Genomic DNA, 21524 nt, shown 5'->3' with positions numbered 1-21524 from the left:
TTCGCTAGGGTGAGTGGATGGTTACCCGGATCAACCCCAGCATTCTGGCCGCAGACTTCGCGAACCTGGAAAGCGAATTCGGCCGCATCAGCAGCGCAGACCTCGCCCACGTGGACGTGATGGACAACCATTTCGTGCCCAACCTGACCCTCGGGCTGCCCATCGTGGAACGTCTGCTGCAGGTGTCGGCGATCCCGCTGGACATCCACCTCATGATCGAGGACCCGGACCGCTGGGCTCCCTCCTACGCCGAAGCCGGCGCCTACTCGGTCACGTTCCACGCCGAGGCCGCCGCGGATGCCGTCGGCCTGGCCCGCAGGCTGCGTCAGATTGGCGCCAGGGCCGGCATCGCCCTCAAGCCGGGCACACCGGTCGAGCCGTACCTGGACCTGCTCGCCGAGTTCGACCAGGTGCTCGTCATGACCGTCGAACCCGGCTTCGGCGGGCAGAGTTTCCTGGCCTCCACCATGCCCAAGCTCAGCGTGCTCGCCGACGCCGTCAGGGCCAGCGGCCTCGACGTGTGGCTGCAGGTCGACGGCGGCATCACCGAAGACACCATCGTGCAGGCCGCCGAGGCCGGCGCAGACACCTTCGTGGCCGGCTCCAGCGTCTTCACCGGCAACCCCGCCGACCGGATCGCCCGCCTGCGGGCGGCCGCCCAGGCGCACCCGCACCGGCACGGCTGAACGACCCAGCCGAGCCGTCGACCGACCGGTGCGCGCCCGGTCGCCCTGCCGGACCGGTAACCTGTACGAGTGAAAACATTCGACGCCCTGTTCGCTGAGTTGAGCCAGAAGGCCATCGACCGCCCTGAGGGCTCCGGCACCGTCCGCGAGCTCGACGCCGGCGTGCATGCCATCGGCAAGAAGATCGTCGAAGAGGCCGCCGAAGTCTGGATGGCCGCTGAGTACCAGAGCGACACCGAGACTGCCGAAGAGATCTCGCAGCTCATCTACCACCTGCAGGTGTTGATGGTGGCGAAGGGTCTTTCCCCCGAGGACGTCTACCGACATCTCTGATGTCGACGCCCTCACGGAAAACCACCCCCAGCGTGAGTACTCAGCGTGAGTACCGCCCACCATCAGAAAGAGTGACATGTTGAGAATCGCCGTGCCCAATAAGGGCTCGCTCGCCGAGACCGCCGCCCAGATGCTGTCGGAGGCCGGTTACAACGGTCGCCGTGACCCGCGCGACCTCGTCGTCGCCGACCCGCGCAACGACGTGGAGTTCTTCTACCTGCGTCCCCGTGACATCGCTACCTACGTCGGCAGCGGCGCACTGGACGTGGGCATCACCGGCCGTGACCTGCTGCTGGACTCGGGATCGAGCGCCGCGGAGATCGCCAGCCTCGACTTCGGCGGCTCCACCTTCCGCTTCGCCGGGCCCGCCGGCCGCTTCACCGACCTCGCCGACCTCGAGGGCCTCCGAGTCGCCACGAGCTACCCCGGCCTCGTGGGCACCTTCCTGGCCGGCCACGGCGTCAACGTGCACTTGGTCACCCTCGACGGCGCCGTCGAGTCCGCCGTGCAGCTGGGCGTGGCGGATGCCGTCGCCGACGTGGTCTCCACCGGCTCCACGCTGCGGAAGGCCGGCCTGCAGATCTTCGGCCCGGTCATCCTCGAGTCGACCGCGGTGCTGATCACCTCCGAAAACGTGAATCCGGGCATCAACACGCTGCTGCGCCGCCTGCAGGGCGTTCTCGTGGCCCGCCAGTACGTCCTGGTGGACTACGACGTGCACGTCGACAACCTCGACGCCGCCTGCCAGGCCGCGTCAGGCATCGAGTCGCCTACGATCTCCTCGCTCCGCGACCCGAACTGGGTGGCCGTGCGGGTGATGATCCCTCGACTGGACACCAACAGTGTCATGGACCGGTTGTACGAACTCGGTGCCCGCGCCATCCTCGTCACGTCCATCCACAACGCCCGGCTGTAACCCAGGTCGTCGACCAGAAAGCGCACCGCACCCATGAGCCTCGCCGTCAGAGTGATCCCGTGCCTCGACGTGGCCAACGGCCGCGTGGTCAAGGGCGTCAACTTCCAGAACCTGCGCGATGCCGGCGACCCCGTCGAACTCGCCAAACGCTACTACGAGCAGGGCGCAGACGAACTCACCTTCCTCGACGTCACCGCCACGGTCGATGACAGGTCCACCACCTACGACGTGGTGCGTGCCACCGCTGAGCAGGTCTTCATCCCGCTCACGGTGGGCGGCGGCATCCGCAGCGTCGACGACGTGTCCCGGCTGCAGGCCAGCGGCGCCGACAAGGTGGGCGTCAACAGCGCCGCGATCGCGCGGCCGGCGCTGATCTCCGAGATCGCTGACCGCTACGGAGCGCAGGTGCTCGTGCTCTCGCTGGACGTCAAGCGCAGCGGGCGCACCGAATCCGGCTTCGTCGTCACCACCCACGGCGGCCGCACCGAGACGGACCTGGATGCGCTGGCGTGGGCCAGCCAGGCCATCGAGCTCGGCGCGGGCGAACTTCTCGTCAACAGCATCGACGCCGACGGGACCAAGGCCGGCTTCGACCTCGAACTCATCACGATCATGCGCGAACTCAGCTCGGTGCCCGTGATCGCCTCCGGCGGCGCGGGCCTGGTCGAGCACTTCCCGCCCGCCATCGCGGCCGGCGCGGACGCCGTACTGGCCGCCTCCGTCTTCCACAGCGGAGACCTGACGATTGGCGACGTCAAGCGAGAGCTTGCCGCCGCCGGAATGGTGGTGCGCCGATGAACGTCGACGCCGCTCTGGAATCTGCGCTCTTCTCAGCCGAGGGTCTGCTGCCAGCCGTCATCCAGCAGTGGGACACCCGCGAGGTACTCATGCTCGGCTGGATGGACCGCGAGGCCCTCCGCCGTACCCTCACCGAGGGACGCGTCACTTTCTGGTCGCGCAGCCGCCAGGAGTACTGGCGTAAGGGCGACACCTCCGGCCACGCCCAGTTCGTGCGCTCCGCCGCCCTCGACTGCGACGCCGACACTCTCGTCGTGCAGGTCGAGCAGATCGGCGCCGCCTGCCACACCGGCACCCGCACGTGCTTCGACGGACGCGACATCGACGTGGCCGGCCTGATCCCGGAGGACGAACGATGAGCGCCGGTTCGACCACGCACGAGGCCTTCACCGAGCTCCTCGGCGCCCACCGGGTGATCCCGGTCATCCGCGAGCTCTTCGCCGACGGCGAGACACCCGTCGGCATCTACCGCAAGCTCGCCCACGGCACCGCCGGCAGCTTCCTGCTGGAGTCCGCCGAACAGGGCGGAATCTGGTCGCGCTTCTCCTTCGTCGGGGTCTCCTCGTTCGGCGTGCTCACCCAGACCGGCGACGACACGGCCTGGCTCGACTACGGCATCTCAGCCGAGCGGGCCTTCGGCGGCGCCACCGACCTGGCCCCGCTGGCGGCGCTCGGCTACCTCTACGAGCGGTGGCAGACCCCGCGGCTGGCCGAGCACCCGCCGCTGACCGGCGGACTCGTCGGGTTCATCGGCTGGGAGGCCATCCGCCAGATCGAGCGTCTGCCGAACCGACCTCCGGCGGACTACGACGTGCCGGGACAGGCGTTCAGCTTCGTCGCCGACCTCGTCGTGATCGACCACAAGTACGGCACCGTCCAGCTCATCGCCAATGTGCTCAACGACGGCGTCGACCCCACGGATGCGCTGTGGGACGCCGCCCAGGGCCGCCTCGACGCCCTGCAGGCCCGGCTCACCCAGCCGGCCGAAGCCTTCGTCTCCGAGGTCGACCTTTCCACCCCGGCCGACCCGGTATACCGCACCGAACGCGCCGACTTCCTGGCCGCCGTGGACACGTCCAAGCAGCACATCATCGACGGCGACATCTTCCAGGTCGTCATCTCCCAGCGCTTCGACCAGGAGTGCACCGCCGACCCGATCGACGTGTACCGGGTGCTCCGCAGCCTCAACCCGAGCCCGTACATGTACCTGCTCAGCCTCGAGTCCACGGCGGCCGAGCCGTACTGGATCGTCGGCTCCTCACCGGAGGCGCTCGTGAAGGTCGCCGACACCCGGGTGTTCACACATCCGATCGCCGGATCGAAGCCGCGCGGTGCGACCCCCGAGGCAGATGCCGACTTCGAGACCGAACTCGCCGGCGACCCCAAGGAACGCGCGGAGCACCTCATGCTCGTCGACCTGGCCCGCAATGACCTGCTCAAGGTCTGCCGGGCCGGTTCGGTCGAGGTGACCGAGTTCATGCGCATCGAGCGCTTCAGCCACATCATGCACTTGGTGTCCTCCGTCGAGGGTGACCTCCTGCCAGAGATGAGCCCCATCGACGTGTTCCGGGCGACATTCCCGGCCGGCACGCTCTCGGGTGCCCCCAAGCCTCGCGCCCTCGAGATCATCGACTCGCTGGAGCCCGCCCAGCGCGGCGTGTACGGCGGGGTGGTGGGGTACTTCGGCTTCGCCGGCGACGCCGACCTGGCGATCGCCATCCGCACCGCAACGATCATGAACGGCGTCGCCCACGTGCAGGCCGGCGGCGGCCTGGTGGCCGACTCCGACCCGGCTTCTGAGTACCAGGAATCCCAGAACAAGGCGGCCGCCCCGTTGCGGGCCGTTGCCGTGGCCAACGCCATGACCCGGGTGTCCTAGATGAGCGCCGACCACGAGGCCGGCGCGCCGGTGCCGCCCGCGCCGAAGGCGTCCAGCCGACGGATCAAGCCGTTGCTGATCCTGGCGGTCATCGCCGCCAGCGGTCTGGCCCTGCTCGCCTGGACCCAGACCTGGGCCACCTTGCAGGTCACGCTGGACGGTGCCAGCGCCCAGGCCCTCGAGGTCACCGGTTCCATCGCCGCCCCCGGCCTCACCGCCCTGGCGCTGGCCGGCTTGGCTCTGGCCGGGGCGCTCACCATCGCCGGACCGGTGATCCGTATCATCCTCGGCCTCCTGGAAATACTCCTCGGCGTCAGTGTGATCCTCTCCGCCGGGCTTGCCATCGGTGACCCGGTCGGAGCGGGCTCAGCGGCCGTCACGGCCGCCACCGGCATTGCCGGGTCCGAATCCACCCGCGCCGGAGTGAGTCAGGCGCAGCTGACCGGCTGGCCGTACCTCGCTCTGGCGGCGGGCGTCTTCATGCTGATCATCGGCCTGGCCGTCTGCGTCACCGCCCGGCGGTGGCCCGGCCCGACCAAGCGGTACGAGACCACCCGATTCGCACCGGCCGATGGTGCGGGGGAGCCCACTCCCGGCACGGCTGCCGAAACACCGGGCGGGCAGACCCGGCCACGCGACGCCGTGGACGACTGGGACGGTTTGACCCGCGGGGACGACCCGACCGCGCCTGAGCGCTAGAGCACACCGGCAAGCCGGACCGCACCGGCAAGCTAGAATTGACCCGTACGCCCCTTGACCTTAGGAGAACCATGAGCTTCGAGTCGGCAGACCCCGGCCACGGCCACTCGACGGCGGCCTGGACCGCAGTCACGATCATGCTGATCGCTTTCAGCATCGGCACCGTCGCCTTCTTCTTCGAGGTGGCCTGGCTCGTCTGGGCGTCCGCCGCCCTGCTGCTGCTCGGCCTCGTCGCCGGCTGGGCCATGGCCAAGGCCGGCTACGGCGTGGCGTCGGTCGACGGAAGTCACTGACTACGTGAGCAGCGACCTCCTCGCAGAACTGCTCGCCGGCTCGCTGGCTGACGCCGAGACGCGACGCATCGACAAGCCGTTCGCGGCTGTCGAGGCCGATGCCCTCGCCCGGGCTGGCGCCCTCGACGCGCTGCACGCGCTTGCACCAGCCGACCGGGTGAAGATCATCGCCGAGGTCAAACGCGCCAGCCCGTCCCGCGGAGCCCTCGCCGAAATCAGCGACCCGGCCGCACTTGCTGTCTCCTACGAGTTCGGCGGCGCCAGCGCCATCAGCGTGCTCACCGAGGGGCGCAAGTTCCTCGGTTCCCTGGACGACCTCGAACAGGTCAGGTCCGCCGTGGCGCTCCCGGTGCTGCGTAAGGACTTCATCGGCAACCCGTACCAGGTGCTCGAGGCCCGGGCGGCCGGAGCAGACCTCGTGCTGCTCATCGTGGCCGCGCTCGACCAGGCCACCCTGACGTCGTTGCACACCCTCGTCCTCGAACTGGGCATGACCCCGCTCGTGGAGACGCACAGTGCTGACGAAGTCGACCGGGCGCTCGACGTGGGCGCCAACCTGGTCGGCGTGAACGCCCGGAACCTGAGCACCTTCGAGCTCGACCAGAACCTGTTTGCCAGCCTCGCCGACCGTATCCCGGCCGGCGTCATCCGGGTGGCCGAGTCTGCGGTGAAGACTGCCGCCGATGTCGCCCACTACCGCGCCGCAGGAGCCGACGTCGTCCTCGTCGGCGAAGCCCTCGTGACGCGCGATCCGATCCTCACCCTCAGCGAATTCTTGGCGGTCTGAATGTCCCTCGAAACAGAATCCCTCCGCGCCCAGGCCGGTCCGTACTTCGGCGACTTCGGTGGCCGGTTCGTCCCCGAGTCCCTGGTGGCCGCGCTCGATGAGCTCTCGGCCGAGTACGCCCTGGCCAAGGCCGATCCGGCCTTCGCCGCTGAGCTCACGGAGCTGCACCGCAGCTACACCGGGCGCCCCTCCCTCATCACCGAGGTTCCCCGCTTCGCTGAGCACGCTGGCGGCGCCCGCATCATCCTCAAGCGCGAGGATCTCAACCACACCGGTTCGCACAAGCTCAACAATGTGCTCGGCCAGGTTCTGCTCACCAAGCGCATCGGCAAGAAGCGCGTCATCGCCGAGACCGGGGCCGGCCAGCACGGCGTCGCCACGGCCACGGCCGCCGCTCTGTTCGGCCTGGACTGCGTCGTCTACATGGGCGAGGTCGACACCGAACGCCAGGCGCTCAACGTCGCCCGGATGCGCCTGCTCGGGGCCGAGGTCGTCTCGGTGAAGACCGGCTCTCGGACGCTCAAGGACGCGATCAACGACGCCATGCGCGACTGGGTCACCAACGTGGAAACCACCAACTACGTGTTCGGCACCGTCGCAGGCCCGCACCCGTTCCCGGCCATGGTGCGCGACTTCCAGAAGATCATCGGGGAGGAGGCCCGCCAGCAGGTCCTCGACCTCACGGGCCGGCTGCCCGATGCCGTCACCGCCTGCGTCGGCGGCGGATCCAACGCCATGGGCATCTTCCACGCCTTCCTCGACGACCCCGGTGTGGCCCTGTACGGCTACGAAGCCGGAGGGGAGGGAACCTCAGGGCTGCGCCACGCCGCCACCCTCACCAAGGGCCGCCCGGGCATCCTGCACGGCGCCCGCAGCATGATGCTGCAGGACGAAGACGGCCAGACCGTCGAGTCCCACTCCATCTCGGCCGGACTGGACTACCCGGGCGTCGGACCCGAGCATGCCTGGCTGGCCAGCATCGGCCGGGCCACGTACCTGCCGGTGACGGATGCCGAAGCCATGGACTCGCTCCGCCTGCTCAGCCGCACAGAGGGCATCATCCCCGCCATCGAATCCGCGCACGCCCTCGCCGGAACACTCGAACTGGGCAAGCAGCTCGGACCCGACTCCACCATCCTGGTCAACCTCAGTGGGCGCGGCGACAAGGACATGGAAACCGCCGGTCGGTACTTCGACCTCCTCGACGCTGGAGCGCAGCAACTGTGACGACCTCTCCCATCCGCACCGGAAGCACCGGCACCAGCACCAGCACTGTCGAGGCGACCATCGCCGCGCGGCGCGCAGCCGGTGGCGGCGCACTGATCGGCTACCTCCCGGTCGGTTTCCCCACCCTCACGGGAAGCATCGACGCTGCGGTCGCGATCGCGTCGAACGGCGTGGACATCCTCGAGCTCGGCCTGCCGTACTCCGACCCCGTCATGGACGGCCCGGTCATTCAGGCCGCCACGCAACAGGCGCTGGCCAACGGCTTCCGCCTGCGGCACGGCTTCGAAGCCGTTGCCGCGATCACCGCGCAAGTGGATACCCCGGTGCTCATCATGACCTACTGGAACCCCGTGCTGCAGTACGGTGTCGACCGGTTCGCCGACGACCTGGCCGCCGCAGGGGGAGCCGGGCTGATCACGCCCGACCTGATCCCCGATGACGCGCAGGCCTGGCTCGACGCCAGTGAGCGGGCCGGCCTCGACCGGGTGTTCCTCGCCGCGCCGTCGTCCTCAGACGAACGCCTCGTGCAGGCCGTCACCCGCAGCCGCGGCTTCGTTTACGCCGTGTCCACCATGGGCATCACCGGCGCCCGCTCCGACGTGGACTCGGCCGCGCGCGTGCTCGTCTCCCGCCTGCGTGAGGCCGGTTCGACCAGCGCCTGCGTGGGCCTGGGCATTTCCACGCCCGCCCAGGTGCGCGAGGTCCTGCAGTACGCGGACGGCGCCATCGTCGGCTCCGCCCTCGTCAAGGCGCTCTCAGACGGAGGAGTAGCCGCCGTCGCGACCCTCGCCGCCGAACTCGCCGCCGGCGCCCGCGACATCCGAGCCGCCGTCTAACCCGTCCCCCTGCTCTCCACTCTCCGGCGCACGATGATCGCCTCACGATCATCGACAGCGGTGTTCTAGGGTAAATTGTCCGAGGCGGTCATTCGACCGGCTCCCAGTGACCGATGGGTCACGATGAAAGGTTGTTGTCGTGTCTATGCCCTTGAGCATTCCGAGCCCCGAGTGGAGCTACTTCGACCTGGGGCCGCTCCGCATCCACGCCTATGCGATCTGCATCCTGATCGGCATTTTCGCGGCCACCGCGTTGACCAGCCGTCGACTGACCAAGCGAGGTGGCGAGCCGGGCGTGGTGCTCGACATCATCCTCTGGGCCGTTCCGCTCGGCATCGTGGGAGCTCGCATCTTCCACGTTCTCACGCACCCCAATGACTACTTCTACGACGGCGCGAACCTCTGGGACGTCTTCGCTGTGTGGAAGGGCGGCATCGCCATCTTCGGAGCGTTGCTCGGTGGAGCGGTCGGAGCCTACATCGGCTGCCGTCGCTCAGGCATCCGGTTCTGGTCCTTCGCCGACGCCCTGGCTCCGGGCATGCTGCTCGCCCAGGCCATGGGACGCCTCGGCAACTGGTTCAACCACGAGCTGTTCGGTCTGCCGACCACGCTGCCCTGGGGCCTCGAGATCGAGCCCACCAACGCCGCATTCCCGGTCGGCCTGCCCGCCGGCACTCTGTTCCACCCGACCTTCCTGTACGAGATCGTCTGGAACCTGGTCGGCGTCGCCGTCATCCTCATCCTCGAGCGCCGCTTCCGCCTGCGTTGGGGGAGCGCCTTCGGTGTCTACCTGATCTGGTACGGCGTCGGCCGCAGCGTCTTCGAGTCGATCCGGGTCGACCCCAGCGAGATCTTCTTCGGCCTCCGCACCAATGTGTGGGCCGCGCTGTTCGCCATCGTGATCGGCCTGGTCATCATCCTGGTGCAGAGCCGCCGGCACACCGGCGCCGAACTCAGCCCCTACCGGCCGGGCCGCGAGTGGAAGCCGGTGAACCCTGAGGTAGAATCTGGTGAATCCGATTCCGACATCGAGGATCACGGCAATGAGGCTGCTGAACCCGTTGAATCACGCGAGGTCGACGCCACAAGCACCACCGACTCACGCCCCTAACCGCGGTCATCCCACCCGGTCCACGGTTTTTCGCCCCACATACCGGGCGGCCGGTATCTCCTCTTCCAGCGGGCCAACGGCGTCCCCACCTGCCAGTCATTTCGTGAGGACGGTCTAATGACGCAGCAACCTCTCTTCTCGCGGTTCAGTAGTGTTCCCCCAGCCCAGGGGCTCTACAACCCGCACGACGAACGCGACGCCTGTGGTCTCGCCATGGTCGCCACCCTCCGGGGTACGGCCGGGCACGACATCATCACGCGTGCCCTCGACGCTCTCCGCAACCTCGAGCACCGTGGTGCGGTCGGATCCGACGCCGGTACCGGTGACGGCGCCGGAATCGTCACCCAGATTCCCGATGACTTCTTCCGCGCCGTCTCGACGTTCGCGCTGCCCGACGCCGGACAGTACGCCGTCGGGAACGTGTTCCTGCCGACAGAGCCGACCGCACGGAGCGCCGTCAAGGGCGCCATCGAGGCCATCGCGCGCCAGGAGAGCCTGAGTATCCTCGGCTGGCGCGAGGTCCCCGTGCGGCCAGACGAGGTCGGCAACCTGGCCCGGGCAGCCATGCCCGCCATCCAGCAGCTCTATGTAGCCAGCACCCGCACCACCGAAGACGGCTCGCTGCCCTCCGGGATCGACCTGGACCGCCAGGCCGTGCGGCTGCGGAAGCGCGCCGAACGGGAACTCGAGACCTACTTCGCGTCGCTGTCCTGCCGCACCATCGTCTACAAGGGCATGGTCACCACGCTGCAGCTCGAACCGTTCTACCCGGACCTCTCCGACGAGCGCTTCACCTCGAAGCTCGCCCTGGTGCACTCCCGGTACTCCACCAACACGTTCCCGTCCTGGCCTCTGGCCCAGCCGTTCCGCATGATCGCGCACAACGGCGAGATCAACACGGTTCAGGGCAACCGCAACTGGATGCGCGCACGCCAGTCCCAGCTCGAATCCGAACTGCTCGGCGATCTCAACCCGCTCTTCCCGATCGTGACCCCCGGTGCCAGCGACTCGGCCTCCTTCGATGAGGTCGTCGAGCTGCTCAGCCTGTCCGGTCGGTCGTTGCCGCACGCCGTCATGATGATGGTCCCTGAGGCCTGGGAGAACCAGCCCGACCTCGACCGTGACCGTCGTGCCTTCTACGAGTACCACTCGATGCTCATGGAGCCGTGGGACGGCCCGGCCGCCATCGTCTTCACCGACGGCACGCTCGTCGGCGCCACCCTGGACCGCAATGGACTGCGCCCGGGCCGGTACGTCATCACCGACGACGGCCTCGTCGTGCTCGCGAGCGAAATCGGCGTCATCGACGTCGACCCCGCGCGCGTGGTGCGGAAGGGCCGGCTGCAGCCCGGAAAGATGTTCCTCGTCGACACCGAGGCTGGTCGCCTCATCGAGGACGAGGAGATCAAGGGCGAGCTCGCCGCGAGCGAGCCGTGGGGCTCCTGGCTGGATGCCGGGCGGATCAACCTCAAGGACCTGCCCGACCGGGAGCACATCGTGCACCCGCCGGCATCCGTCGTGCGCCGCCAGCGTACCTTCGGGTACACCGAAGAAGAGGTTCGCATCCTGCTCGCGCCGATGGCACGTACCGGCGCTGAGCCGCTCGGTGCCATGGGCAGCGACACGCCCATAGCCGTGCTCAGTGAGCGCCCGCGGCTGCTCTTCGACTACTTCACCCAGCAGTTCGCCAGGTCACCAACCCGCCCCTGGACTCGATCCGCGAAGAGGTCGTCACGAGCCTGAAGCTCGGCCTGGGCCCTGAGCTCAACCTGCTCTCAGCCGGTCCGGAGCACGCCCGCCAAGTCGTGCTCGACTTCCCTGTGATCGACAACGACGAGCTGGCCAAGATCCAGCACATCGACACCTCACCGGGAAGCCGCACGACCACCACGATCCGTGGTCTCTACCGCTTCGACGACGGCCCCTGCGCGCTCTCCACCCGCATCGAGGAGATGTGCCACGAGGTCGACGCGGCCATCGAGGCCGGCGCGCTCTTCATCGTGCTGTCCGACCGGGACAGCACGAAGGACCTGGCCCCGATCCCGTCGCTGCTGATGATCGCGGCCGTGCACCACCACCTCATCCGCACCGAGAACCGCCTCAAGGTGGGCATCGTCGTCGAAGCCGGCGATGTGCGCGAGGTGCACCACGTCGCCCTGCTGATCGGGTACGGCGCCAGCGCCGTCAACCCGTACCTGGCGATGGAGACCTGCGAGGATCTCGTTCGCAGCGGCTTCATCACCACCGTCACGCCCGAGAAGGCCGTCAAGAACGTCATCAAGGCGCTCGGCAAGGGCGTGCTCAAGATCATGTCCAAGATGGGCATCTCCACGGTGTCGTCGTACGCCGGCGCTCAGACCTTCGAAGCCGTCGGACTCAGCCAGGAGTTCATCGACCAGTACTTCACCGGCACCACGAGCAAGCTCGGCGGTGTGGGCATCGACGTGATCGCCGCGGAGAACCTCGAACGACACGTGGGTGCCTACCCGCAGGATGCGGCCGTCACGGTGCACGAGCGCCTCGCGACCGGTGGCGAGTACCAGTGGCGCCGCGACGGTTCGCCGCACCTGTTCAACCCGGAGACCATCTTCCGGTTGCAGCACTCGACGCGCACCCGCCGCTACGACATCTTCAAGGAGTACACCAAACTCGTCGACGATCAGGCCGAGAGCCTGATGACGCTGCGCGGCATGTTCACCTTCAACGTGGGCCAGCGCAAGGCCGTTCCCATCGACGAGGTCGAGTCCGTGGCGTCGATCGTGAAGAAATTCTCCACCGGCGCGATGAGCTACGGCTCCATCTCGCAGGAGGCGCACGAGACCTTGGCCATCGCCATGAACCGGCTGGGCGGCAAGTCCAACACCGGTGAAGGCGGCGAGGACCTCGACCGACTGCTCGACCCCGAGCGTCGCAGCGCCGTCAAGCAGGTGGCCTCCGGCCGATTCGGCGTGACGAGCATGTACCTCACGCATGCCGACGACATCCAGATCAAGCTCGCCCAGGGCGCCAAGCCGGGGGAGGGCGGCCAGCTGCCGCCCACCAAGGTTTACCCGTGGGTGGCCCGCACTCGTCACGCCACCGCCGGCGTCGGTCTGATCTCGCCGCCCCCGCACCACGACATCTACTCGATCGAAGACCTCAAACAGCTCATCTTCGACCTCAAACGGGCCAACCCGACCGCGCGCATCCACACCAAACTGGTCAGCCAGTCCGGTATCGGTGCCGTCGCGGCCGGCGTCGCCAAGGCGCTCTCCGACGTGATCCTGGTCTCCGGGCACGACGGCGGCACCGGCGCGAGCCCGCTCAACTCGCTCAAGCACGCGGGCACGCCCTGGGAACTCGGCCTTGCCGAAACCCAGCAGACCCTGATGCTCAACGGCATGCGCGACCGCGTCGTGCTGCAGGTCGACGGCCAGCTCAAGACCGGCCGGGACGTCGTCATCGGTGCCTTGCTCGGAGCCGAGGAGTTCGGTTTCGCCACCGCACCGCTCATCGTGGAAGGCTGCATCATGATGCGGGTCTGCCACCTGGACACCTGCCCGGTCGGCGTCGCCACCCAGAACCCCGAGCTGCGCAAGCGCTTCAGCGGCAAGGCGGACTATGTGGTGAACTTCTTCGAGTTCATCGCCCAGGAGGTACGCGAGTACCTGGCCGAGCTCGGCTTCCGCAGCCTTGAGGAGGCCACCGGGCGCAAGGAACTGCTGAACGTCAACGGTGCCCTGAACCACTGGAAGGCGTCCGGTCTCAACCTGGCCCCGATCCTCGTGGGTCCGGACTTCTCCGCCGGCGAGCCCCGTCAGTCCGGCCGCGCCCAGGAACACGAGCTCGACAAGCACTTCGACGTCGAACTCATCCGCCAGAGCGCCAGCGTGCTCGAACACGGCCGGGAGCACGGCGGAACTGTGAAGATCGCCCTGCCGATCCGCAACACCGAACGCGCCGTCGGCACCATGCTCGGTCACGAGGTCACCCTCCGGCACGGCGAGAACGGCCTGCCCGCCGGCTCGATCGACGTGACGCTGACCGGTTCGGCCGGACAGTCCTTCGGGGCCTTCCTGCCCAGCGGGATCACACTGCGCCTCGAGGGAGACTCGAACGACTACGTCGGCAAGGGTCTCTCCGGCGGAGAGATCATCGTGCGCCCCGACCGCGGCAGCGTCTTCGCCGCCGAGGACAACGTGATCGCCGGCAACGTCATCGGCTACGGCGCCACCCTGGGCAGCATGTTCATCCGCGGCATCGTCGGTGAACGATTCCTGGTGCGCAACTCCGGCGCGACCGCCGTCGTGGAGGGCGTGGGCGACCACGCCCTGGAGTATATGACCGGTGGACTCGCCGTGATCCTGGGCAGCACCGGCCGGAACCTCGGTGCCGGTATGTCCGGCGGAACCGCGTACGTGTACGGCCTGCGCACCGAACAGGTCAACCGCGACTCGCTCGAATCCGGTGAACTGTCCCTGCTGCCCCTCGGCAGCGCCGACATCGAGATCGTCACCGACCTGCTCGAACAGCACCTCGCGCAGACCGACTCCGATCTGGCCGCACGGCTCCTGGCCGACCGCGCCACCACACTGAAGAACTTCGTCAAGGTACTGCCGCGGGACTACGCGGCCGTCCTGGCGACCAGGCAGAGCGCTGTCGCCGAGGGTCTCGACCCCGACGGCGACGTGGTCTGGAACCGTATCTTGGAGGTAACCAATGGCTGACCCGAAGGGATTCCTGAAGACCACGGATCGGGAACTTCCCGCCCGTCGTCCGGTATCCATCCGCTTGATGGACTGGAAAGAGGTCTATGAGGCCGGCGACTCGGCCGTGCTCAAGCGTCAGGCCGGCCGCTGCATGGACTGCGGTGTGCCGTTCTGCCACCAGGGCTGCCCACTGGGCAACCTGATCCCCGAATGGAACGACCTCACCTGGCGCGACGAGGGCCGGCAGGCCATCGAACGTCTGCACGCCACGAACAACTTCCCCGAGTTCACCGGCCGTCTCTGCCCCGCGCCCTGCGAATCGGCCTGCGTGCTGGGCATCAACCAGCCCGCGGTCACGATCAAGCAGGTCGAGGTGTCGATCATCGACCAGGCCTTCGCGGAGGGCTGGGTCGTCCCGCAGCCCCCCGGGCGCCTGACCGGCAAGACCATCGCCGTCGTCGGCTCCGGCCCGGCCGGTCTCGCCGCCGCACAGCAGCTCACCCGGGCCGGTCACACCGTGGCCGTGTTCGAGCGTGACGACCGCATCGGCGGCCTACTTCGCTACGGTATCCCCGACTTCAAGATGGAGAAGAAGCACCTCGACGGGCGGCTCGCACAGATGACCGCTGAGGGCACCCGGTTCCGCGCCGGAGTGAACATCGGCGTGGACATCACCTGGGCCGACCTGCGCGCTCGCTATGACGCCGTGGTCGTCGCCACCGGTGCCATGGTGCCCCGCGACCTACCGATCCCGGGCGCGACCTGCCCGGTGTCCACTTCGCGATGGAATACCTCGTGCAGCAGAACAAGGTGGGCGCCGGCGACACCGTCGACAACCAGATCACCGCGGAGGGCAAGCACGTCGTCGTCCTCGGCGGCGGCGACACCGGTGCGGACTGCATCGGCACCGCGCATCGCCAGCTGGCGGCATCCGTGACCAACCTGGCCATCGGCAAGCAGCCCGGTGACAGCCGCCCGGATCACCAGCCGTGGCCGCTGTCGCCCACCCTGTTCGAGGTCTCCAGTGCCCACGAAGAGGGTGGCACCCGCCAGTACCTCGCCTCCACGATCGAATTCCTGGCCAACGAGGCCGGCGAAGTGCGGGCGATCCGGGTTGCCGAGACCGAATATCTCGATGGCCGCCGGGTTCCCAAAGCCGGCACAGAGCGCGAGATTCCGGCGGACTTGGTGTTGCTGGCGTTGGGCTTCACCGGCCCCGACAGCACCGAATTGACCCATGAGCTGCACTTACCGCTCGACGACCGGAGTAATGTCGTGCGTGATAGTGATTACCAGACCAGCCACGAGGGTGTTTTCGTTGCCGGAGATGCAGGCCGAGGTCAGTCGCTCATCGTATGGGCGATCGCCGAAGGGCGCGCTGCTGCGGCAGCCGTCGATCGGTTTCTCGAAGGCGAGACTCAACTGCCCGCCCCGGTGAAGCCGACGGATCATTCGTTTGCCATCTGAGCGAACGACGTGAATTCCGCTGCCCATTTCTCCACTCAACCGAACGTACCAATGCGCCAGACCGGCGCGGAAACCGGAGATCCACCAGAATGAGACGCGCGAAAATCGTCGCCACCCTCGGGCCGGCAGCATCCAGCTACGAACAGATCCGCGCCATTATCGACGCCGGCGTAGACGTCTGCCGCATGAACCTGAGCCACGGCGACTACACCGTGCACGAGGGCGTCTACGCCAATGTGCGTAAGGCAGCCAACGACTCCGGACGCGCCGTCGCCGTCATGGTCGACCTGCAGGGCCCGAAGATCCGCCTCGGCAAGTTCGAGGGCGGCCCGTACGATCTGGCCGTCGGAGACATCTTCAAGATCACCACCGAAGACATCCTCGGCACCAAAGAACTGTCCGGCACGACCTACAAGGGCCTGCCGAACGACGTCAAGCCGGGCGACTTCCTGCTCATCGACGACGGCAAGGTCAAGGTCGAGGTCGTCGAAACCGACGGCACCGTCGTTACGACCAAGGTCATCGTCGCCGGCCCGGTGTCGAACAACAAGGGCATCAACCTGCCCGGCGTTGCCGTCAACGTGCCCGCCCTGAGCGAAAAGGACGAGGCAGACCTGCGTTGGGGCCTTCGCCTCGGCACCGACCTCATCGCGCTGTCCTTCGTGCGGAACGCCGCGGACATCGACCGGGTGCACGAGATCATGGCAGAGGAGGGACGCAAGGTTCCCGTCATCGCCAAGATCGAGAAGCCCCAGGCCGTCGAGGCCCTCGAGGGAATCGTCGACGCCTTCGACGCGATCATGGTCGCCCGTGGCGACCTCGGTGTGGAGCTTCCGCTCGAGGCCGTGCCGATCGTGCAGAAGCACGCCGTCGAGCTGGCCCGCCGCATGGCGAAGCCCGTCATCGTCGCGACGCAGATGCTCGAATCGATGATCCACAGCCCCGTTCCGACGCGCGCGGAGACGTCCGACGTCGCCAACGCCGTTCTCGACGGGGCGGACGCGGTCATGCTCAGTGGAGAGACCAGTGTCGGCGAGTACCCCGTGGTCACCGTGCAGACGATGGCCCGGATCGTGTCCTCGACCGAGGAGCACGGCCTGGAGCGGATCGCTCCGCTCACCAACAAGCCGCGCACCCAGGGCGGTGCCATCACGCTGGCCGCCATCGAGGTCGCCGAGTTCGTGGAGGCCAAGTACCTCTGCATCTTCACCGAGTCCGGCGACTCTGCGCGCCGTATGTCGCGGCTGCGCTCGAGCATCCCGATGCTGGCCTTCACCCCGGACGCCGGCATCCGTCGCCGTCTGGCTCTGACCTGGGGCGTGCAGACGTACCTCGTCGAGCCGGTCACCCACACCGACTCGATGTTCGGTCAGGTGGACGACATCCTGCTCGGCCAGGGCCTGGCCGAGATCGGCGACAAGGTCGTTGTGATCTCCGGTTCCCCTCCCGGAATCGCGGGCTCCACGAACGACATCCGGGTCCACCGCATCGGTGACGCCCACAACGGTGTCGCTCCGGCGTACGCCCAGCAGTAACCAGCAGTACCGGTAGTCGGCAGAACGACAACAGCCCCGCGGAGGAATCCGCGGGGCTGTTGTCTTTCCCCCGGAACGACAGGCCGGCAGACGACCCCTGAGCGGCCGTGCACGCCCGGTGGACGCCTGTGCAGGCCACAGACGGACAGCGAGCGGGAGGGGCGTGATGTGACGCGCAGGCGGCCGCGCAGCGGCCCGGCGGGTTAAACACCGCATGCCCGACGCCGGGGTTCAACCGGGGCGGGCATGCGGTGATGTGGTACCGGTGGTGGGACTCGAACCCACACGTCCTCTCGAACAAAGCATTTTGAGTGCTCCGCGTCTGCCATTCCGCCACACCGGCTCACAACACCTGCACAAGAATACCGTAGGCTTTTGCCTGTGACCGACCAAGAGACAACTCCAGTACCCCCCCGCCGCGTCGTCGTAGCGGAGGATGAATCCCTCATCAGGCTCGACATCGTCGAGATCCTCCGTGACAACGGATTCGAAGTCGTGGGTGAAGCCGGTGACGGCGAGACCGCCGTGGCCCTGGCCACCGAGTTGCGCCCAGACCTGGTGATCATGGACGTCAAGATGCCTCACCTCGACGGGATCTCGGCCGCTGAGCGCATCACCAAGGCCCACATCGCGCCCGTCGTGTTGCTCACCGCGTTCAGCCAGAAGGAGCTCGTGGAGCGCGCCAGCGAGGCCGGCGCCCTGGCGTACGTCGTCAAGCCGTTCACGCCCAACGACCTGTTGCCTGCGATCGAGATCGCCCTCTCGCGCTACAGCCAGATCATCACCCTCGAGGCTGAGGTCGCCGACCTCGTCGAGCGCTTCGAGACCCGCAAGCTCGTCGACCGCGCCAAGGGCCTGCTCAACGAGAAGATGGGCCTCACCGAGCCCGAGGCGTTCCGCTGGATCCAGAAAGCGTCCATGGACCGCCGGCTGACCATGCACGACGTGGCCCAGGCCATCATCGAACAGCTCAGCGCCAAGAAGTAACCCGGACCACGACGCACCAACCCCCGTCACGAAAAAAGCGGGTCCCTCGGTGAGGGACCCGCTTTTTCGTGCCCGTCCGCGGTTCGACCGCCGGGTCACGCCCCGGCGGGACGGTCCATGATCAGGTTGGTGATGCGAATGGTGGAGCAGCGCCGGCCGCGGTCGTCGGTGACCACGATCTCGTGCGTCGTGAGCGTGCGGCCGAGGTGGATGGGCGTGCACACCGCAGTGACCCACCCGGAGGTGGCGGAGCCGGTGTGGCTGGCGTTGATCTCGATACCCACCGCGATCTTGCCGGCCCCGGCGTGCAGATTCGCCGACATCGACCCGAGCGACTCGCCCATCACCACATACGCGCCGCCGTGCAGCAGCATGGCCGGTTGGGTGTTGCCCTCGACGGGCATCCTGGCCACCGCGCGGTCGAGCGAGAACTCGGTGAACTCGATGCCCATCTTGTCGGCGAGGTCGCCGGCGCCGCGCGCCTTCGTCCAGGCGAGGTAGTCGGCGCCGCTGTCGGGCATGTCGTGTTCGGTCATAACCACCCTCTGAGTGCCGGCTCAGCCAGGCCGGGATGCGGCTTGTAGGCTGGGTCCGTGTCGGAATCCAAAAAGCCTACCCTGATGATCATCGACGGCCACTCGTTGGCCTACCGGGCATTTCATGCCCTCCCCGTCGACAGCTTCCAGACCAGGGACGGGCAGCACACCAATGCCATCCACGGCTTCCTGTCGATGCTGCTGAGCCTGCTCCGCAATGAGAAGCCGACCCACATCGCCGTGGCCTTCGACATCTCCCGCTTCTCGTTCCGTACCAGGGACTACCCCGAGTACAAGGGCACTAGAGCCATCACTCCCTCCGAGTTCAAGGGCCAGGTGCCGCTCCTGCAGGAGGCCCTCAAGGCCATGAACATCACCACGCTCACCAAGGACGACTACGAGGCCGACGATATCCTCGCGACCCTGTCGGTGCGCGGCACAGCAGAGGGCTACGACGTGTACGTCGTGTCCGGCGACCGCGACACCATCCAGCTCGTCAACGACACCGTGACCCTGCTCTACCCGGCCAGCCAGGGTGTCTCGGCTCTGACCCGGTACGACCCCGCGAAGGTGCGCGAGAAGTACGGCATCGCCCCCGAGCAGTACCCGGACGTCGCCGCGCTGGTGGGGGAGACCAGCGACAACCTGATCGGCATCAGCAAGGTCGGCGAGAAGACCGCCGTGAAGTGGCTCGACCGATTCGGCAGTCTCGACGCGATCCTCGAGCACGCCGACGAGATCACCGGCGTGGTCGGCGCCAACCTGCGCGAGCAGAAGGACAATGCGATCCGCAACCGCCGGCTCAACCGGCTCGTGACCGATCTGGACCTGCCCGTCGAGCTGGACGACCTGGCGCGCGGACCCATCGACGAGGACGCCGTGCGCGACGTGTTCGGACGCCTGGAGTTCCGAACCCTGCTCGACCGGGTGATCAAGATCGAGGCCGGGAACGGCAACGGTGTCGACGCCACTCCGGCTGCGGCCGTTGCCGCCCCCGAGGCCCCCGACGCGGCCCGCGCACCCGTCGAGCGCGAATTGCTGGACGAGGAACTGGCCACCTGGCTGGACCGGGTGACCCGCGCGGGCACCGCGATCTCCGTCACCGTCGACATGCAGAACGGTCTGCCGATCGGATTCGGCCTGGCCACGGTCACCGAGATCGCGACAGTGGCCTGGCAGCCCGACCGTGCCGACTACCTTCCCCTCGAGGAATGGCTGGCCGGCCCGAGCCCCAAGGTCATGCACGATGCCAAACCGCAGGTGAAGGCGCTCACGCGAGCCGGCCTGAGTATGGACGGACTGGCCATCGACACCCTCGTGGCCGGCTGGTTGCTACGGCCCGGCGGCCCGGACAAGACCCTGGCCGACCTCGTCAAGCGCTACCTCGACGAGACCCTGCCCGTGGTCGACCCCAACCAGCTCGTGCCGGACGAGAGCGTCGCCGGGGGCATCGCCGTGGACTCCTGGTATACCGTGCGCCTCGCCGCGACCCTGGTCGCCCAGCTCGACGCGGGCTCCCGCTCGGTGCTGACCGACATCGAGATGCCCACCCTGATGACCCTGGCCGACATGGAACTGGCTGGTGTGGCGGTCGCCCACGACGAACTCGCCGCCCTGTCCACCCAGCTCGGCGACACGGCCGCAACCCTCGCCGCCGGCGCATACGCCGAGATCGGCCGGGAGGTGAATCTCGGCTCGCCCAAGCAGCTGCAGGAGGTCCTGTTCGACCAGCTCGGTATGCCGCGCACGCGGGCGAACAAGACCGGTTTCACCACGGACGCCGGCGCCCTGGCTGACCTGCAGGCCAGCAACCCGCACCCGTTCCTCGACCTGCTTCTCAAGCACCGCGACGCGACGAAGCTCCGCCAGATCGTGGAAACCCTCGACAAGGCCATTGACGACACCGGGCGCATCCACACCACCTACGTGCAGATCGGCACCGCCACCGGGCGTATCTCGTCTACCGACCCGAATCTGCAGAACATCCCCGTCCGCACCGAGGAGGGCCGCCGCATCCGCGCCGCGTTCCAGGCTGGACCCGGCAGTGAGAGCCTGCTCACCGCCGACTACTCCCAGATCGAGATGCGGATCATGGCGCACCTCTCGGAGGACGCCGGTCTCATCGAGGCGTTCAACGCCGGCGAGGACCTGCACAGGTTCGTCGGCGCCCGGGTCTTCGGCGTCGCGCCGGAGGACGTGACGGGGGAGATGCGCAACAAGGTCAAGGCCATGTCGTACGGCCTCGCCTACGGGCTCAGCGCCTTCGGCCTGTCCCGCCAGCTGCGGATCGAATCCCGGGAAGCCAAGCAGCTCATCGCCGACTACTTCGCCCGGTTCGGCGCCGTGCGGGACTACCTCCGCCGCGTCGTGGAGCAGGCCAAGATCGACGGCTACACCACCACGATCTTCGGCCGGCGCCGGCCGTTCCCCGAGCTGAACAGCCCCAACCGGGTGCTGCGCGACAATGCCGAACGCGCCGCGCTCAACGCCCCGATCCAGGGCTCGGCGGCCGACCTGATGAAGATCGCCATGAACCGGATCGCCGCTGACCTGCGCGACCAGGACCTGGCCAGCCGCATGATGCTGCAGGTGCACGACGAGCTGATCTTCGAGGTCGCCCCGGGGGAGTGGGACGCCCTGCGCGCCGTCGTCACGCACAGGATGGAGACCGCCGCCGAGCTGCTGGTGCCGCTGGACGTGCAGGTCGGGCGCGGGGCCGACTGGGACGCCGCCGCACACTGACGCC

General features: G+C 67.9%; 16 protein-coding genes, 1 tRNA gene and 2 pseudogenes. 17 read left to right on the top strand and 2 right to left on the bottom strand.

Annotated features, from left to right (window positions below; genetic code table 11):
• Positions 1-17: 17 nt before the first annotated feature.
• The 15 genes and pseudogenes from rpe to pyk all read left to right on the top strand — a co-directional run bounded on the left by rpe (position 18) and on the right by pyk (position 17255).
• A complete protein-coding gene (gene rpe, locus KY500_RS07475; protein WP_219902948.1) occupies positions 18-686 on the top strand; it encodes a ribulose-phosphate 3-epimerase in 669 nt (222 codons plus the stop codon).
• 69 nt (positions 687-755) lie between these two features.
• Complete coding sequence (locus KY500_RS07470) at positions 756-1019, top strand: phosphoribosyl-ATP diphosphatase (RefSeq protein ID WP_066595600.1); 264 nt, start codon at positions 756-758, stop codon at positions 1017-1019.
• A 76-nt stretch (positions 1020-1095) separates the two neighbouring features.
• Positions 1096-1935 carry an ATP phosphoribosyltransferase gene (gene hisG / locus KY500_RS07465; protein ID WP_066595598.1) on the top strand — a complete coding sequence of 280 codons (840 nt, stop codon included), beginning with the start codon at positions 1096-1098 and terminating at the stop codon, positions 1933-1935.
• A gap of 33 nt (positions 1936-1968) precedes the next feature.
• The gene (gene hisF / locus KY500_RS07460) at positions 1969-2733 is read left to right on the top strand and encodes an imidazole glycerol phosphate synthase subunit HisF (RefSeq protein ID WP_219902947.1); all 765 of its coding nucleotides are present in this window, start codon (positions 1969-1971) and stop codon (positions 2731-2733) included.
• Entirely contained in the window at positions 2730-3092 is a 363-nt protein-coding gene (hisI, locus tag KY500_RS07455; RefSeq protein ID WP_219902946.1) for a phosphoribosyl-AMP cyclohydrolase, read from the top strand. Before hisF ends, hisI begins: the two co-directional genes overlap by 4 nt.
• Positions 3089-4612, top strand: coding sequence for an anthranilate synthase component I (locus KY500_RS07450; RefSeq protein WP_219902945.1), 1524 nt, complete (start codon positions 3089-3091; stop codon positions 4610-4612). Before hisI ends, KY500_RS07450 begins: the two co-directional genes overlap by 4 nt.
• On the top strand, positions 4613-5311 hold the full coding sequence (locus KY500_RS07445; RefSeq protein ID WP_219902944.1) for a Trp biosynthesis-associated membrane protein: 699 nt from the start codon (positions 4613-4615) through the stop codon (positions 5309-5311).
• Between the two features lie 71 nt (positions 5312-5382).
• A complete protein-coding gene (locus KY500_RS07440; RefSeq protein WP_219902943.1) occupies positions 5383-5604 on the top strand; it encodes a DUF6704 family protein in 222 nt (73 codons plus the stop codon).
• Between the two features lie 4 nt (positions 5605-5608).
• Positions 5609-6391, top strand: a complete 783-nt coding sequence (gene trpC, locus KY500_RS07435) for an indole-3-glycerol phosphate synthase TrpC (RefSeq protein ID WP_219902942.1) — start codon at positions 5609-5611, stop codon at positions 6389-6391.
• A complete protein-coding gene (gene trpB / locus KY500_RS07430; protein WP_219902941.1) occupies positions 6392-7618 on the top strand; it encodes a tryptophan synthase subunit beta in 1227 nt (408 codons plus the stop codon).
• Entirely contained in the window at positions 7615-8454 is an 840-nt protein-coding gene (trpA, locus tag KY500_RS07425) for a tryptophan synthase subunit alpha (RefSeq protein WP_370626904.1), read from the top strand. The genes trpB and trpA overlap by 4 nt, the downstream gene beginning before the upstream one ends.
• A 145-nt stretch (positions 8455-8599) precedes the next feature.
• The gene (gene lgt, locus KY500_RS07420; protein ID WP_219903341.1) at positions 8600-9565 is read left to right on the top strand and encodes a prolipoprotein diacylglyceryl transferase; all 966 of its coding nucleotides are present in this window, start codon (positions 8600-8602) and stop codon (positions 9563-9565) included.
• Between the two features lie 117 nt (positions 9566-9682).
• Positions 9683-14271: pseudogene (gene gltB / locus KY500_RS07415) on the top strand (glutamate synthase large subunit).
• A pseudogene (locus tag KY500_RS07410) lies at positions 14264-15720 on the top strand (glutamate synthase subunit beta). Before gltB ends, KY500_RS07410 begins: the two co-directional pseudogenes overlap by 8 nt.
• 89 nt (positions 15721-15809) lie before the next feature.
• Positions 15810-17255, top strand: a complete 1446-nt coding sequence (gene pyk / locus KY500_RS07405) for a pyruvate kinase (protein ID WP_066595565.1) — start codon at positions 15810-15812, stop codon at positions 17253-17255.
• A 257-nt stretch (positions 17256-17512) separates the two neighbouring features.
• Here the strand turns inward: pyk and KY500_RS07400 are convergent.
• Positions 17513-17598 (bottom strand) — tRNA-Leu (locus KY500_RS07400).
• A 38-nt stretch (positions 17599-17636) separates the two neighbouring features.
• On the opposite strand from KY500_RS07400, the gene KY500_RS07395 reads away from it, so the two are divergent.
• Positions 17637-18242, top strand: a complete 606-nt coding sequence (locus tag KY500_RS07395; protein WP_066595563.1) for an ANTAR domain-containing response regulator — start codon at positions 17637-17639, stop codon at positions 18240-18242.
• Positions 18243-18337: 95 nt separating this feature from the next.
• On the opposite strand, the gene KY500_RS07390 is transcribed toward KY500_RS07395, so the two are convergent.
• Positions 18338-18778, bottom strand: coding sequence for a hotdog fold thioesterase (locus tag KY500_RS07390; protein ID WP_255579864.1), 441 nt, complete (start codon positions 18776-18778; stop codon positions 18338-18340).
• Positions 18779-18835: 57 nt separating this feature from the next.
• On the opposite strand from KY500_RS07390, the gene polA reads away from it, so the two are divergent.
• Positions 18836-21520: a DNA polymerase I gene (polA, locus tag KY500_RS07385; protein WP_219902940.1), complete on the top strand. Its 2685-nt coding sequence runs from the start codon at positions 18836-18838 to the stop codon at positions 21518-21520.
• Positions 21521-21524: the final 4 nt, after the last annotated feature.

Origin of the sequence: Cryobacterium sp. PAMC25264 (assembly GCF_019443325.1) — a bacterium.
Lineage (GTDB): Bacteria > Actinomycetota > Actinomycetes > Actinomycetales > Microbacteriaceae > Cryobacterium.
Note: the sequence above shows the minus strand (reverse complement) of the source record. Positions and strands in the feature narration are given on the sequence as shown.